The sequence below is a fragment of the Streptomyces pimonensis genome, assembly GCF_041380215.1.
In the GTDB taxonomy this organism is placed as follows: Bacteria; Actinomycetota; Actinomycetes; order Streptomycetales; family Streptomycetaceae; genus Streptomyces; species Streptomyces pimonensis.
This window is the reverse complement of record NZ_JAHWZY010000010.1, coordinates 20,275-34,148: the sequence shown is the minus strand read 5'-3', so window position 1 is coordinate 34,148 and position 13,874 is coordinate 20,275. Positions and strand designations below refer to the sequence as shown.

At 73.4% G+C, this 13,874-nt stretch carries 12 protein-coding genes; 8 read left to right on the top strand and 4 right to left on the bottom strand.

What is annotated here, in order from left to right:
• Window positions 1-13: 13 nt before the first annotated feature.
• The gene (locus KYY02_RS12500; RefSeq protein WP_371237982.1) at window positions 14-907 is read left to right on the top strand and encodes a Vgb family protein; all 894 of its coding nucleotides are present in this window, start codon (window positions 14-16) and stop codon (window positions 905-907) included.
• A 1,108-nt stretch (window positions 908-2,015) separates the two neighbouring features.
• Here the strand turns inward: KYY02_RS12500 and KYY02_RS12495 are convergent.
• The 3 genes from KYY02_RS12495 to KYY02_RS12485 form a co-directional block, all read right to left on the bottom strand.
• The gene (locus KYY02_RS12495) at window positions 2,016-2,495 is read right to left on the bottom strand and encodes an ATP-binding protein (RefSeq protein ID WP_371237981.1); all 480 of its coding nucleotides are present in this window, start codon (window positions 2,493-2,495) and stop codon (window positions 2,016-2,018) included.
• 591 nt (window positions 2,496-3,086) lie between these two features.
• Window positions 3,087-4,568 carry a serine/threonine-protein kinase gene (locus KYY02_RS12490; RefSeq protein ID WP_371237980.1) on the bottom strand — a complete coding sequence of 494 codons (1,482 nt, stop codon included), beginning with the start codon at window positions 4,566-4,568 and terminating at the stop codon, window positions 3,087-3,089.
• 310 nt (window positions 4,569-4,878) lie between these two features.
• Entirely contained in the window at window positions 4,879-5,214 is a 336-nt protein-coding gene (locus KYY02_RS12485; RefSeq protein ID WP_371237979.1) for an N-acetyltransferase, read from the bottom strand.
• 750 nt (window positions 5,215-5,964) lie between these two features.
• Between KYY02_RS12485 and KYY02_RS12480 the strand changes: the two genes are divergently transcribed.
• The 7 genes from KYY02_RS12480 (at window position 5,965) to KYY02_RS12450 (ending at window position 12,754) form a co-directional block, all read left to right on the top strand.
• Entirely contained in the window at window positions 5,965-7,029 is a 1,065-nt protein-coding gene (locus KYY02_RS12480; protein ID WP_371237978.1) for an NAD-dependent epimerase/dehydratase family protein, read from the top strand.
• Window positions 7,026-7,862: a UbiA family prenyltransferase gene (locus tag KYY02_RS12475; RefSeq protein WP_371237977.1), complete on the top strand. Its 837-nt coding sequence runs from the start codon at window positions 7,026-7,028 to the stop codon at window positions 7,860-7,862. Before KYY02_RS12480 ends, KYY02_RS12475 begins: the two co-directional genes overlap by 4 nt.
• Complete coding sequence (locus KYY02_RS12470; protein WP_371237976.1) at window positions 7,862-9,043, top strand: NAD(P)/FAD-dependent oxidoreductase; 1,182 nt, start codon at window positions 7,862-7,864, stop codon at window positions 9,041-9,043. The genes KYY02_RS12475 and KYY02_RS12470 overlap by 1 nt, the downstream gene beginning before the upstream one ends.
• Window positions 9,040-10,122, top strand: a complete 1,083-nt coding sequence (locus KYY02_RS12465; RefSeq protein WP_371237975.1) for a type III polyketide synthase — start codon at window positions 9,040-9,042, stop codon at window positions 10,120-10,122. Before KYY02_RS12470 ends, KYY02_RS12465 begins: the two co-directional genes overlap by 4 nt.
• Before the next feature lie 3 nt (window positions 10,123-10,125).
• Window positions 10,126-10,644, top strand: a complete 519-nt coding sequence (locus KYY02_RS12460; RefSeq protein WP_371237974.1) for an isoprenylcysteine carboxyl methyltransferase family protein — start codon at window positions 10,126-10,128, stop codon at window positions 10,642-10,644.
• Between the two features lie 10 nt (window positions 10,645-10,654).
• Window positions 10,655-11,683: an NAD(P)/FAD-dependent oxidoreductase gene (locus KYY02_RS12455; protein WP_371237973.1), complete on the top strand. Its 1,029-nt coding sequence runs from the start codon at window positions 10,655-10,657 to the stop codon at window positions 11,681-11,683.
• 357 nt (window positions 11,684-12,040) lie between these two features.
• Window positions 12,041-12,754 carry a GAF and ANTAR domain-containing protein gene (locus tag KYY02_RS12450; protein ID WP_371237972.1) on the top strand — a complete coding sequence of 238 codons (714 nt, stop codon included), beginning with the start codon at window positions 12,041-12,043 and terminating at the stop codon, window positions 12,752-12,754.
• Window positions 12,755-12,864: 110 nt separating this feature from the next.
• Here the strand turns inward: KYY02_RS12450 and KYY02_RS12445 are convergent, their stop codons facing one another.
• A complete protein-coding gene (locus tag KYY02_RS12445; RefSeq protein WP_371237971.1) occupies window positions 12,865-13,236 on the bottom strand; it encodes a DUF8129 domain-containing protein in 372 nt (123 codons plus the stop codon).
• Between the last annotated feature and the right edge of the window lie 638 nt (window positions 13,237-13,874).

Here is a 13,874-nt window from a genome sequence, read left to right as displayed (position 1 = left end):
ACGAGGAGTTGCTGTGCACCCTTCCGATGCCCCGGCCATCAGGGAGATCTCCGTGACGGACAAGGGGGCCGGGCCTTACGGCATCGCGACCGGACCTGACGGCGCGCTGTGGCTCACCTTCGCGCACAGCGGCCGCATCGCGCGTCTCACTCCCGACGGCCGACTCGACGAGTACCCCTTGGAATCGTCCCAGTGCAGCCCTACGGTCATTGCTCCCGGGCCCGACGGAGCACTGTGGTTCACCCGGTCCCAGGACCACCGGATCGGCCGCGTCACCGCCGACGGGGAAACGGGATCCTTCCCCGTGCCGACGCGCGACAGCGGCCCCTTCGGTATCACTGCCGGCCCAGACGGTGCGCTGTGGTTCACGGAGATGAACACCGACCGTATCGGCCGCATCACCTGCAAGGGAGAGATCACCGAGTTCGTCCTTCCCTGCACGGGCGCCTGTCCCTCGGCCATCACCGCAGGCCCTGACGGCGCCCTGTGGTTCACCCTCAACCAGGCGAACGCGATCGGCCGCATCACCGTCCACGGAGACATCGTCATCCATCCACTCCCCACCGCCGGCGCCGCGCCCGTGGGCATCACCAGCGACGGCACCGCCCTGTGGTTCGTCGAGATCGCAGCGGGCCAGATCGGCAGGATCTCGGTGGACGGCGCGATCAGGGAGTTCCCGCTCCCCGACCGCACGGCCAAACCCCACGCCATCGTCGCGGCCTCCACCGGGAACTGCTGGTTCACCGAATGGGGGGCCAACCGCATCGGCCACATCACCGACGGCGGCGAGATCGCCGAGTACAGCCTGCCGTCACCGTCGTCCGAGCCTCACGGCATCACCGTAGGTCCCGACGGCGCTCTGTGGGCAGCCCTTGAGACAGGAGGGATCGCGCGGTGGGAACCGTAGCCCGGGACGGAGAACCGCCCAGGCCGGCCGTGTCCCGACGGCACGTCGTACCAGAGGCCGGAACAGCCCGGTCGACGTGACGTGTTGTACCTGCGCAGGTGCCTGCCTCCCTCCACGATGGGGCGTGAGACCTTGCCGTCTGCGGCCCGAGGCCGGGAACGGTCGTTTCGGTGAGGCCGAGGCGGATTTCCATGTCGAGGTTCACCTCGCCGTGTCCCCCTGACGTGAGACCGGAGCAGCGGGGCCGGGCCGCGCCGGCCGGCGGGCGTGAGGGGGACATGATGAAACCGAAGGGGCCGGTGGCCGCCCCTCGGCCGGCCGCGAGGGACCGCTTCGCTTCGCTCCCCGTCCGCGAAGAGATCCGCCTGAAGACCACGGACGGCCCTCCCTCCCCCGGGCCTCATCCGGCTCCTGGCGGACGGGCCCTGTGGACTCGGCTGGGAGGTCGAGAACAAGGTGTACGCCCGCCTGCGCGATCACAGCCATGTCTCCGTCGGCCGCACCGTCGATTTCCGGGACCCGGTCACCGGACGGCCGGTGAGGTGCTCCCGCCCGAAAGGAAGCCGCGCCCCGGGCGCCCGCCGCCCTGGGAACGTCACCGGAGGGAACCGCGCCGCGCTCGTCTGAGGAGCGGATGCGATCGGGTTCCGGACGCGCGTCGCGTGGCACCGGAGGCGGCCGGCCTTCACGCGGTCCTACGGCTGCCGGAACCACGCAGCGAGCGAGCCGGCCGGCGATGCCGTGCACCGTCAGGCCGGTCGCGGGCTCGGGTGCCGGTCCGGCCGGGCAAGGGCGTGGCCGGGCGTGGGAAGCGCGGCCTTTGCCGGTTTCGGACAGCCGCCCAGGGCCGTGTCGCCGGTCCCCCGCACCTTCTTGCCCGATCGGCAAGGTCCTCGGCCCGTGTTCGACGCTCTGTCGCTTCGGGCCCGACCGCGTCCACGCCGCGCGCGGGCCCTGGACCAGCCGGGCCCGCGGGTCCCCGCCCGCCGCCTCGGACCGGCCAACCGGTGCGGCACCTTCGGGGGCAGGCAGCGCCGTCCCGTCGGGGTGCCGCTCGCACGGGCGGGCCGGGTCGGTTCGGAGGCCGCCTCCGCTCTCGGGCCTCGCCCTACACGGGGCCTCCTCCGGCGACGTGGCCGCCCGGATCCTCCGACAGGGCGATGCGGGCGGTGACGCGTTTGCCGACCGGCTCCGGCTGTACCTCGAAGCCTCGGGCGACGGCCATCACGATCTCCAGCCCGTGCTGTCCCACCCGCTCGACGTCCGCGGCCCGTGCGATCGGCAGCGCCGGCTCGGAGTCCCACACCGCTACCTCGACCGTGTCGCCGAGGATCCGCAGGTCCAACAGCACCGGTCCGGGCGCGTACTTGCGGGCGTTGGTGACCAACTCGCTGACCACCAGCTGCGTCACGTCCAGGGCGCGCTGCGAGACCGGCAGACCGTGCTCGACCTGCCCGCGGGTGAGAAAGCCGACGGTCAGGTGGCGCGCCCGGGCGATGTCCGCGCCGCCGCCGTCCAGAACCACCGTCGCCTGTACGGCCCGCTCGTACGGCAGGGTACCGTCCCCGCCCGCAGACACCGGATCCATCGCGTTCATTCCTGCCACCCCGTACACGTCCTGACCCTTGTCCTCGCGTCCACGCCGTGCACCCCGGTGCCGGTCTCGTCACACAGGACGCGTCACCCACAGGTGCGGGATCACACCCATGAGGAGGCTTCCGGTATGCAAGTATCACTGGCATGGCCGAAACGCCCAGGCTGAAAACCGAGTCGCACACCGGACGGGCGGGCCGCGGATCGTGGCCTCCGCCACTGACGGCATCCGTGTGCTGACCCCGGCCGGAGAGGTCGACCACCATACCGGCGATCAGCTCAGGCGAGTCCTGAGCGTCCCTTCCCTCGCCCGTGCCTCGTGGTGGACAAGCGCGGCGTCACCTCCATGGGCTCCAGCGGCGTCAACGCCCTCACCGCCGCCCACCGAGCCGCCACCGCAGCGGCGGCCGGCTGCGTTCGGTCCGCTTCGTCGCCCTCGTCGGCGTCCCTGTCCGTGGAGGCGGGCGAACTCTGCGGTCGCGCCGCGAACTCCGCGCACCACAGCCGAACCTCCCGACCGGGAGGACCAGGGGGCAGGGACCGGCCTTCCTCACCGCTCCGGATCCCCGGCCCAGTGGTCGGAAGCTCAGTCCGCTGTGGCCGTCCTTCCCTTGTTCCTCTGCGCCTCCTTCTCTTTCTTCTGTGCTTCTTTCCAGCCCCTCCCGGCCGTTTCGGACTTGCCGGGCTGTTCGCTGGAGGTCTTCGTCCCGGTCTGCTTTTCCGTACCGGAGAGGTGTGTGATCGGGTCGCCCTGAGTACCGTCCGGGCGGGAGTGGGGCGTTGGGGCTCCGGTGCCGTGAGCGGCTGTGCCGGTGGCTGCGTTCCTGGCCGGATCGGCCGGGGCGGAGCGAGGGCTTCGTCCCGAAGAGGCGTCACGGGGCGACTCGGCCGGAGCGCCGGGAAAGGAGGACGACGGAGCCGCGGACGCCGCGCCATTCCTTTCGGCGGCGGTGCGCGGCGGACCGGTCGGCGCGGAGGAGCGGCCGGCAGTCCGCGTCTCCTTCTCGCCGCTTTCCTGGTGTGAGAGGCCGTCAGGAAGGGCGAGGGCAGCGGTCAGCACGGCAGCGAGCGCGGCAGTTCCACCGGCGACCAGGGTGCGACGCCGTGCGGCGGCTTTCGGCCCGGTCGCGCTGTCCGCGGGCAACGGGTCCGGGCGCGTGGGCTCGGCATCCCGCACCGGTGACCGGCTCGGCGCGACACCCGTGGCGCGGGGTGCGGAGGGGACGGACACGGAATCTGCCGTGCCGGCGAGGGCGGTCAGCGTCCGGGCGCACTCGTGTGCCGTCGGGCGTTCCCATTCGTCCAGGGCGGTCATCCCCCGCAGCAGGGCTGCCAGGTCCTTCGGCAGGGAGCCGGGCAGCGCGGGCCGGCGGTGGAGTCGTGCGATCGCCGCCTCGAGGGGGCCTCCGCCGTATTCGAGCCTGCCTGTGAGGCACTCGAGGAGTACGAGGCCGAGGGCGTAGATGTCGGCGGGCCTGCCGACGGGCCGGCCGAGCACTTGCTCGGGGGACAGGTACGCGGCAGTGCCGACGAGTGCGTCGGTGGTGGTACGGATGGTGGCGTCGATCAGCCGGGAGATGCCGAAGTCGGTCAGGTGGGGGCGCCCGGATGCGTCCAGGATGATGTTGGACGGCTTCACATCGCAGTGCACTATCCCCGCTTCATGCGCGTGGGCCAGGGCCTCGGCGAGGTCGGCGCCGAGTACGGCCGTCTCCTCGGAAGACAGAGGACCTTCGGCGATGCGGCCTTTCAGCGTGGGACCTTCGACCAGTTGCATGACCAGGTAGGCGCGGTCCTTGTGGCGTCCGGCGTCGTAGGCGGTGACCAGCCCGGGATGTTGCATCCTGGCCAGGATGACCGCTTCGTCCCGGAAACGTTCCTCCATGTCGATGTCGGCGCCGGGCCGAAAGACCTTGACGGCTACCGATCGCCTCAGACGCAGGTCGAAGCCGCGGTGGACGTCGGCGGCGCCGCCCGAGCCGATGAGCGCGTCCAGGCGATATCGTCCGGCCAGCACCTCGGCGGAATACCGGGAGGTCAGTGCCAGAGCCGACTCGCGGAGCCTCATTCCGTCTCCCACTGCTTCGAAGAGGTGTCCGTACAGGCACTCGTTGCCGACGGGATTCCGGACCCGCATACCCACGAAGGGGCGGGCCACCCCGACGGCCCGGTGGTCGCCGGTCCGCACGCCCGGGGACTGGACGAGCGGCCGGTGAAGCCCTTACGGGTGGAACCACCACTGGCCCGGGCACCGATCCCGCCGATGAAGCCGACAAACCCGTACGAGACCACCGGCCCCAGCTGCGAAATCCTCACCCGGTGCCGGCCGTCGGGGCGGCTCCGCTGCCGCGCGGGAGGAGGAAAGCGCGCGGAATCCTTCACCCGGCGCTCCTGGCAACGGCAGCGGACCGGAGGTGGGAACAGTGGTCGTCGGCGGCCGCCCGGGGGATGCGCATCCTGTGCAGCAGGTCACGCGTGAGGCGATGGCCGTCGGTGGCGCGCCAGGTGACGCCGGGGTACCGGGAACGCAGATGCGACAGCGCCCTGGTGCCCAGTCCGCTGTCACGGAACGAAGCGTCGATGATCACACCGGTGATCACGCCCTCGGCGCACTCCTCGCAGGTCCGGTAGGTCACCTGGCCGACCACCCTGCGGATGTGGACCAGCAGCAGACATTCCTCCCCTGCGGCACCAGGCGCGGGCGACTGCAGCAACCCGACCGCGCGATAGGCCAGGAGCCTGCGCCGCCACCGGCCCCTGCGCCGGCCGGCGCGCCGGTGCCTGCCTCCGTTCCTCCGTGGTGACACGACGGGCTGCGGTTGCGACGACCGACCGTGCGCGGCGCTCCTGGCGGGTGTGTGACCGTGATGCATGGAGTAGCTGGTTCCCCGTTGCGCGGGAGCGATGTCCGCGTCTCCCCCGGTGGGGCGGAACCGGCGAACGGGGCCAGCGCTTCACCGGCACGACCTGAGCCGTGCATGATGTCCTCCCCAGCAGCTCCAGGCCCGCACGCCAGTGGGGCGTCCGCGCCGCCGCGCACCGCCGGCCGCCCGTCCGCGTACCGGCCGATGGGCGGCCGACGGTCGCGGAGCCGGTCGGGGCCGCCGTGAGCGCCCGTGGCGCTCGTTCACGGGGAACCGCTCGCCGACCTCGCTCCGCAGGCCGTCGCGCCCCTTGCCGATGGGCCGTTCGAAGGACGCGCCGAAGGCCACGTCCCCGCCCGCCGGCCGGCGGACCGCACCGACGGCGTCCGGCCGGCGATCCGCCGTGAAAGCACCCGGCCGTCGAAAGGCTGCGTGCGGGAGGGACGGAGAGGCGGTCCGCCCTCGGCGCGGCATACGCGCTGAAAACACTCCATGTCCAAGGACGCGCACACGCGCGGTGCACCGGCCGGGTGACGCCGGTGTCCGCCGTATGCCGGAGCACCCCGTGTGAGAGGAGGAACGACGGGCAACGCATCCTGCATGCGCATCGTGGTCACCGGGGTGACCGGAAACATCGGTTCTGTCGTCGTGCGACGCTTGCGTGCCGAGGGCGGGCACCACCTTGTGGGTCTGGCCCGGCGGCTGCCCAGGGGCCCTGACAGCCGGGGGGTCGACTGGCGCCCGGCGGACCTCAGCACCGAGGCCTGTCACGGCACGCTCGTCGAGGCGTTCACCGGCGCGGACGCGGTCGTCCACCTGGCATGGGGCTTCCAGCCGTCCCACGATCTCGCCTACCTCAGGGAACTCGGCGTCGGCGGGACCCGCCGCGTGCTCCGGGCCGTCGCCGACACCGGTGTCCCGCACCTGGTCCACATGTCCTCGGTCGGCGCCTACTCACCGAAGAAGGACGATCGTCCGGTGGACGAGTCCTGGCCCACCGGGGGCGTGCGCAGTTCGCGGTACAGCCGGCACAAGGCGGCGGCCGAACGTCTCCTCGACCGGTATGAGGCCTCCGGCGCCGACACGCTCGTCACCCGCCTTCGGCCGGGAATCGTCGGGCAGCGCGCCGCCGGCAGCGCTCTCCTGCGGTACGGCGTGCCCGCCCTCGTGCCCTCCAAGGTGCTCGGTCTGCTGCCGGTCCTGCCGATGGACCGGAGGCTGACCATCCCGATGGTTCACACCGACGACGTCGCCGAGGCGATCGTCACGGCGTTGCACCGGCGCGCGGCAGGTCCGTTCAACCTCGCCGCCGACACGCCCGTGACCGCGGCGGTCATCGCGGACGTGCTCGGCGCCAGGCTGGTGCACGTGCCCTCCGCCGTGGTCCGCGCCGTCATGTCGGCCGCCTGGCACGCGCGCCTTCAACCGGTCGACACCGGGTGGCTCGACATGGGTTTCGCGCTCCCGGTGCTGGATACGACCCGTGCGCGCACGGAGCTCGGCTGGGCCCCGGCCAAGGACGGCCCGCAGGTGCTCGCCGAGGTGATCGAGGGCATGCGGCAGGCCGCGTCCGGCCGGACACCCGTGCTGCGCCCACGCACCGTCCTGGGGGCGCTCGGCGACGCGGTCCGTCGTGGGCCGGTCGCTGTGCGGCGACGCCCGTGACCACCGGCACAGCACCGACGCGTCCCGGACCGCCGTCCCCGGTCGCGCTGCTCACCGCCGCCCACGGCGGACCGGCCCTTGCGGTCGCCGCCATCGCGGGCCTGCTCGCGCTCCGCAGCGACCTGGACCCGCTCGATGCCGCCGTCGTCACCGCTGCGGTGCTCGCCGGGCAGCTCACGATCGGCTGGGGCAACGACCTGCGGGACCTGCCTCGCGACCGTGCCGCCTGCCGGACCGGCAAGCCGTTGGTCACCGGAGCCCTCCCGGTCGGCCGGGTGGTGCGCGCCCTGGCCGTGGCCGGACTCGCCTGCATCGTGCTGTCCGCGCTCGCCGGGTGGCGCAGCGGGCTGGTCAACGTCGTCCTCGGCGCCGGCGCGGGCCACGCCTACAACCTGGGGCTCAAGTCGACCCGGTGGTCGTGGGCGCCGTACGCCAGCGCCTTCGGGACGCTGCCCTCGGTCGTCACCCTCGCCGGCCCCGCCCCGGCCTGGGCGCCGCTGTGGATGACCGGTGCCGGAGCGGCGCTCGGTGTCGCGGCACATCTGCTCAACACGCTGCCCGACCTCGCCGACGACGAACGCACCGGCGTCCGCGGCCTGCCGCACCGGCTCGGCGAGCGCCTTTCGCGCACTCTGGCCGCCTCGCTGCTGGCCACCGCCTCGCTGCTGGCCGTGTTCGGTCCCGCCGGGCCTCCTCCGGCGTGGGCGCCGGCGGTCCTCGCCCCGGTGGCGTTCCTCATGGTCCTTACGGCGGCCGCCCACGGCCGTGCTCCCTTCCGGGCCGCGGTGACCGTCGCCCTGCTCGATGTCGTGCTGCTCGTGGCGGCCGGTTGATGGCGCCCACCTCCACTCGCTGGGACCTCGTGGTGGTCGGCGCCGGGCCGGCCGGCGCCGCCGCCGCCCTGGGCGCGCTGCACGCCGACGCAAGTCTGCGCGTCGCCCTGCTGGACCGGGCGGGCTTCCCGCGGGACAAAGTCTGCGGCGACGGGGTGGCCCCGCACGTCCTCGACCTCCTCGCCGAGGTCCGCGTCACCGGTCTCGTCGACGACCGGGTCCCGGTCGGGCTCCTCCGCCTCGGCCGGGGCGGCCTGGTCGTCGAGCGGCGGACGGCCCGCCCGGCGTGGGTGGTGCCACGCCGGATCCTCGATGCCCGACTGGTCGACGCGGCCGTCGCCGCGGGCGCCCGGCTCCTGCGGCACCGGGTCCGCGATCTGCGGCAGGACACCGATGCGGTGGTCCTGGACGGGGAGGTCCGCGCCGCGGTCGTGGTCGGCGCCGACGGCGACCACTCGGTCGTCCGACGCGCGCTCGGCCGCTCTCGCGGTCCGGTGGCCCTGGCCCTGCGCGGCTACGCCCCGGTCGCACCCGGGCGGCGAGGCGTACAGGTCATCGAGTTCGGCACCCGCCATCAGCCGTCGTACGCCTGGTCCTTCGACCGCGGTGACGGCCATGCGAACGTCGGGTACGGCGAGGTCCTCCATGGAGGCCGGCCGGCGCCGACCCGCGCCCAGCTGTTCGAGCGGCTGGAAGCGCTCCTGCCCGGTGCGGCCGAGGAGGGGCGGAACTGGGCCGGGCACCTCCTGCCGCTCTCGACGGCACGTTGGCGCCCTCCGGCCGGCCGCGTACTGCTCGCGGGCGACGCCGCCTGCCTGGTGAACCCCTTGACCGGAGAGGGCATCCACTACGCCGTGGCCACCGGCATCGCGGCCGGTCGCGCCGCCGCCGCAGCCCTGCGTGAGGGACGGCCCGAGCGGGCGGGAGAGCGGTACGCCCGCGTCACCCGCCGGATCCTGCTGCCCCACCTGCGCCACACCGCGCTGGCCGCCCGGCTCGCCCGCACCGCTGGTGTCCTCGAGGCCGGGCTGCGGGCCTCAGCCGCCGACCAGCGCGTCTTCGACGACTTCGTCGAGCTCGGTCTCGCCAGGGGCCGGCTCACCCCCGCCGTCGCGTTCGGCCTCGGCCGGGCGCTCCTCCCACCCGTCCGTCCGGCCGGCCGTCCTCAGGAGCCAGCATGACCATGCGCGTCCTCAGTGTCTGCGGTGTCCTGCCCGATCACCGCTACCGGCAGGAGGAGATCACCGAGTCCTTCGCCGGCATACTGGTCGAGGGCGCGGTCGACCGCGGCGTCGTCGAACGGTTCCACCGCAACACGTGCGTCGAGACCCGGCACACCGTGCTGGCGCTGGAGGAGTATACCCGCCTCGGGGACTTCGGCCGGTCGAACGACGCCTTCATCCGGACGGGCGTCGAACTGGGCGGCCGCGCGGTCGTCAACGCGCTCAAGGAGGTCGGCCTCACGCCGACCGACGTCGACTTCATCGTGTCGTGCACGGTGACCGGTCTGGCCGTCCCCTCGCTCGAAGCCCGCATCGCGGCGGAGGTCGGGCTGCGCCCCGACGTGGTGCGCATGCCCCTGGTCGGCCTCGGCTGTGTCGCCGGCGCGGCCGGCATCGCACGCCTGCACGACCTGCTGCGCGGCTGCCCGGACGGGGTCGCGGTACTGGTGTCGGTCGAGTTGTGCTCGCTCACGTTCCAGCGCGAGGACACCTCACTCGCCAATCTCGTGGCGAGCGGCCTGTTCGGGGACGGTGCCGCGGCGGTGGTCGCAGTCGGTTCCGGGCATCCGCTCGCCCGGTCCGACGATCCCGCCCGCCCCGAGGTCCTCGCCTCGCGCAGTCGCCTCTACCCCGACTCGGAACGCATGATGGGCTGGGACGTCGGTTCCGGCGGATTCAAGATCGTGCTCGACTCCTCGGTCCCCGACCTGGTGCGCCGGTACGTCGGCGACGACGTTCGCGGCTTCCTCGCCGACCACGCCCTCACCGACGACGACATCGGCTGGTACGTCGCGCACCCCGGTGGCCCCAAGGTGCTGGAAGCACTGCAGGAAGTGCTCGGGATCGAGCGTGACGCCCTGGGGGTGACCTGGGACTCACTGCGCCGGATCGGCAATCTGTCCTCCTCCTCGGTGCTGCACGTCCTGGCGGACACGCTCGCCGACCGCCCGCCGCGGCCCGGCTCCCACGGGCTCATGCTCGCCCTGGGCCCGGGCTTCTGCTCCGAACTCGTGCTCCTGCGCGCCCCGGGAGGATGAGAGGTGAGCGGCGGAGTCCTGTTCACCGTCCTGGTCCTGGCCGTCGTCCTGGAACGGGTCGCCGAACTGTTCGTGTCCCACCGCAACGCCGTCCGGAGCCTCGCACAGGGCGGTGTGGAGGCCGGGCGTGGTCACTACCCGTTCATGGTGGTGCTGCACACGGGCCTGCTGGCCGGCGCGCTCGTGGAGGTATGGGTGCGGCGGCCGGACATCGTACCGGTCCTCGCCTGGGCCATGTTCGCCCTCGTCGCGGCCTCGCAGGCGCTGCGCTGGTGGTGCGTCGCCACCCTGGGCCGGCAGTGGAACACCCGGGTGATCGTCGTGCCCGGCGCTGCCCGCGTGACCTGCGGCCCCTACCGCCGGCTCCCGCACCCGAACTACCTCGCCGTCGTCGTCGAAGGGATCGCGCTCCCGCTGGTGCACTCGGCCTGGATCACGGCGGTCGTCTTCACCGTGCTGAACGGGTTCCTGCTCGCCACCCGCGTCCGCGTCGAGAACACCGCCCTGGCGCGGCTGGCCTGAGGAGGGGCGCATGGATCTTCTCGTCGTCGGTGGCGGACCTGCGGGTCTCGCCACGGCGCTGCACGCGGCTCGGGCAGGCCTCGAGGTCGCCGTCTGGGAGCAGCGCGCCGGTACCGTCGACAAGGCGTGCGGCGAGGGCCTGATGCCGGGCGCCGTCGCCGCCCTGGCAGCGCTCGGTGTGCACCCGCCGGGACACGACCTGCGGGGCATCGCGTACGTCTCCGGGCCGCGTCGGGTCGGCGCCGACTTCCGGGCGGGGCCGGGCCGCGGAGTGCGTCGCACCGTCCTGCACGCGGCGCTGCGGGAGGCGGTGCTGGCCGCCGGCGTACGGGTCGAGCAGCGCACGGTGCGCCGTGTCGAGCAGGACGAGGGCGGTGTGGTGATCGACGGCACCCGGGCCGGGCACCTCGCCGCTGCGGACGGCCTGCACTCGCCGATCCGCCGGGCCCTGGGTCTGCACCGGCCGCGTCGGGCCCACCGGCGACACGGGCTGCGCCGCCACTACGTGTCCGCCCCCTGGAGCGATCGCGTCGAGGTGCACTGGGCCCGTGACGCGGAGGCCTACGTGACCCCGGTGAGCGACGACCTCGTCGGCGTCGCGGTGCTCACCGCCGGCCGCGGACCGTACGACGACCACCTCGCCGCCTTCCCCGAGTTGCGGGAGCGGCTGGCCGGAGCCGGGCCCGCCGGACCGGTGCGCGGGGCGGGGCCGCTCCGCCAGGACACGAACGCACGCACCGCCGGCCGGGTGCTGCTTGTCGGCGATGCGGCCGGTTATGTCGACGCGCTGACCGGTGAGGGCATCGCGCTGGCGCTCGCGCAGGCCTCGGCGGCGGTGCGGGCAGTCGTCGACAACGACCCGGAAGCGTACGAGCGGGAGTGGCGACGGCTCACCCGGCGCCACCGCTGGCTGACCCGGGCGCTGCTCGGCGCGACGAGGATCCCCCCGGTCCGCTCAACGCTGGTGCCTGCGGCACAGCGGCTGCCGGGGTTGTTCTCCGCGACCGTCGACGCGCTGGCGCGTCCGGCGGGGACATGATCCGGCAGGCTTCGGACGCGCGGCGATGTCCAGGTGATTGCGGTAGGGCGTGCCGTGTCTGCCACTGAGCGCCCTCCGCGCGCGTTTCTCGTCCCAGTTCCCGAGGGCGCCGGTGTCGAAGTCCAGTGGGTCCGTGCCGGGCCGCCGCATGACACTCCGCCTCCTCGGGTTCTCATCCGCCCCCATCCGGTCCGGCCGCGTCGTTGCACACGGCGCTCCCCTCGCGGGGGCCGACCGAGTCCGTCGGCGTTTCCCCGACCGAGCCGGGTACATGGCTCGTATGATCCGTCACCAGCACACGGCGAAGTCACCTCACCGGCCTTCCGACTCGCGGATGCCAAGGCACCGGAGGGCCGGATGACGGCCGACCCCGTGAAGGCTGCGCGACTGGTCGCGGAGACCGCGGCGAACGCGCCCGTCGAGGAGCTTCCGCGGCGGGTGTGCGGAGCGGTGTCCGAGGGACTGGGCGTGGACGGCGCCACGTTGTCGCTGCTCACCGACACCCCTTCCCGCCAGCTGCTCGCCGCGTCGAGCGATGCCGCACTGCGGCTGGAGGAGATCCAGTTCACGGTGCTGGAAGGCCCCTGCATCGCCTCCGCGCGGACGGGTGAACCAGTGGCGGTGCACGACCTGCGTCACGAACTGACGCCCTGGCCGCTGTTCGGGGCGACCGTGCGCCGGCAACTGCCGCAGCTGGAATCCGTGTACGCCCTTCCCGTCTTCTTCGGCGACTACGTCCTCGGAACGATCGACCTGCTGGCGCTCGGACCCCACGCCCTCGACGACGAGGCCTTGGACCAGGCGTCCCAGGTGGCCGACGCGGTTGCGACCGCCCTCATGGCGACCCGCGAGATGCTGCTCACCGGGGCGCAGGCACCGGCCTGGGAACCGGAGGAGGTCGTCCGCGCCCACTGGTTCGACACCACGCGCGCCATCGGAACGCTGGTGGCCCGGCAGGGACTCACTGCCGAGGACGCGCTGGCGCTGATGCGCGCCGAGGCGTTCCGCGCCGGCAAGCCGCTGTCGGACATCGCGTCGGCCGTCCTGCGCGACCCGCCCGACGCGCCGTAGGCACGGAGCCGTCGGTCAGGAGATCACCGGACCGTGCCGACCGGGGACGGACCGGGCCGCCCCCGGTCTCCGTGCCCGCGGAAGCCCGGACGCGGAGACCAGGCCACGTCTCAGCCCGTGGAACGGGGCTGTGCGGGGTTCTCCGGCGTGCCATGGGAGGGAGGATTGATCGGCGGGCCGGACGTGACGGGGGAGACCCGCGACCCGGAGTCCGCCGGAGGAGCGTGCTCGGGAGCAGACGCGAGAGGCGAACCTCCTGACGGCTGCGCTCCCCCGCTCAGCTCACGGAGCCGGTTCCGCAGCGCCTCCATGACGGGGAGCCGGTTCCCGTGCGCTTCCTCGTAGGCGAGCACCTCGCGCAGGCTCTTCTCGTCGAGCGTGCGGATGCGGTGCTGAAGGCTGCCCAACGGCAGATGGTCGTAGTCCGGCAGCGGCAGTGCCTCATGCGGAGGCATCCCGGTCCCGTTCTTTTCCTCGGACATGAACACGTCCTTCCTGCGCGGCTTCCCTGTCCCCTCGGAATGCTTCACGGGAAACGATGTGTGCGTCATCCGCGAACCCTGCCGGAGACGCCGGTCGGGTAGGGGGCAAGTCCCGCACCCGGAACCATTTAAACCTCCCCTCACTGTGGCCCCTCTTCGACCCGGGGCGCGCACAGGACGGGGAAACCTCCCCCTCCGCTCCCGTGCGGGGGCGCACCACGGCCTCCGCACCGGGGACCGCACCGGTTCCGGGCACAGGACGGTGGCGTCGTCCCCCGCGTGACCGTCGCGGGCATGGGCGGCCGCGGCGGCCATCGCCCACACGGCCTCGCGGGGTGTCCGGTGGCGACAGCGCGCAGGAGGCCGGGCAGGCCGTCATGGGAGCAGTGCGCGAAGGCGTCCGGTCCGCCGCAGTCCCGGAATCGGCCGGGGACATGCTGCCACGTGGCGACGGCCGCGCGGGCGATGCCGGGATCGGCGAGGATCGCGGCGGTCACCTCCCGCGCGGCCGGACCGGCGGCCCGGGCGGGGGGAGCGGGACATGTCCGCCCGCCGAGGTCGCCGGTGAGGACGAGGTGCTCGGCGGGTCCGGTGGGCTCGCCTCCGCGCCGTACGCCGGTCAGGCCGGGGTTCCTCAC

What these genes read in the sequence shown, in the direction of transcription:
- KYY02_RS12490 (WP_371237980.1), bottom strand. Translation starts at nt 4,568, where the DNA reads ATGAGGCTCCGCGAGTCGGCTCTGGCACTGACCTCCCGGTATTCCGCC.
- KYY02_RS12445 (WP_371237971.1), bottom strand. Translation starts at nt 13,236, where the DNA reads ATGTCCGAGGAAAAGAACGGGACCGGGATGCCTCCGCATGAGGCACTG.
- KYY02_RS12455 (WP_371237973.1), top strand. Translation starts at nt 10,655, where the DNA reads ATGGATCTTCTCGTCGTCGGTGGCGGACCTGCGGGTCTCGCCACGGCG.
- KYY02_RS12480 (WP_371237978.1), top strand. Translation starts at nt 5,965, where the DNA reads ATGCGCATCGTGGTCACCGGGGTGACCGGAAACATCGGTTCTGTCGTC.
- KYY02_RS12470 (WP_371237976.1), top strand. Translation starts at nt 7,862, where the DNA reads ATGGCGCCCACCTCCACTCGCTGGGACCTCGTGGTGGTCGGCGCCGGG.
- KYY02_RS12465 (WP_371237975.1), top strand. Translation starts at nt 9,040, where the DNA reads ATGACCATGCGCGTCCTCAGTGTCTGCGGTGTCCTGCCCGATCACCGC.
- KYY02_RS12450 (WP_371237972.1), top strand. Translation starts at nt 12,041, where the DNA reads ATGACGGCCGACCCCGTGAAGGCTGCGCGACTGGTCGCGGAGACCGCG.
- KYY02_RS12495 (WP_371237981.1), bottom strand. Translation starts at nt 2,495, where the DNA reads ATGGATCCGGTGTCTGCGGGCGGGGACGGTACCCTGCCGTACGAGCGG.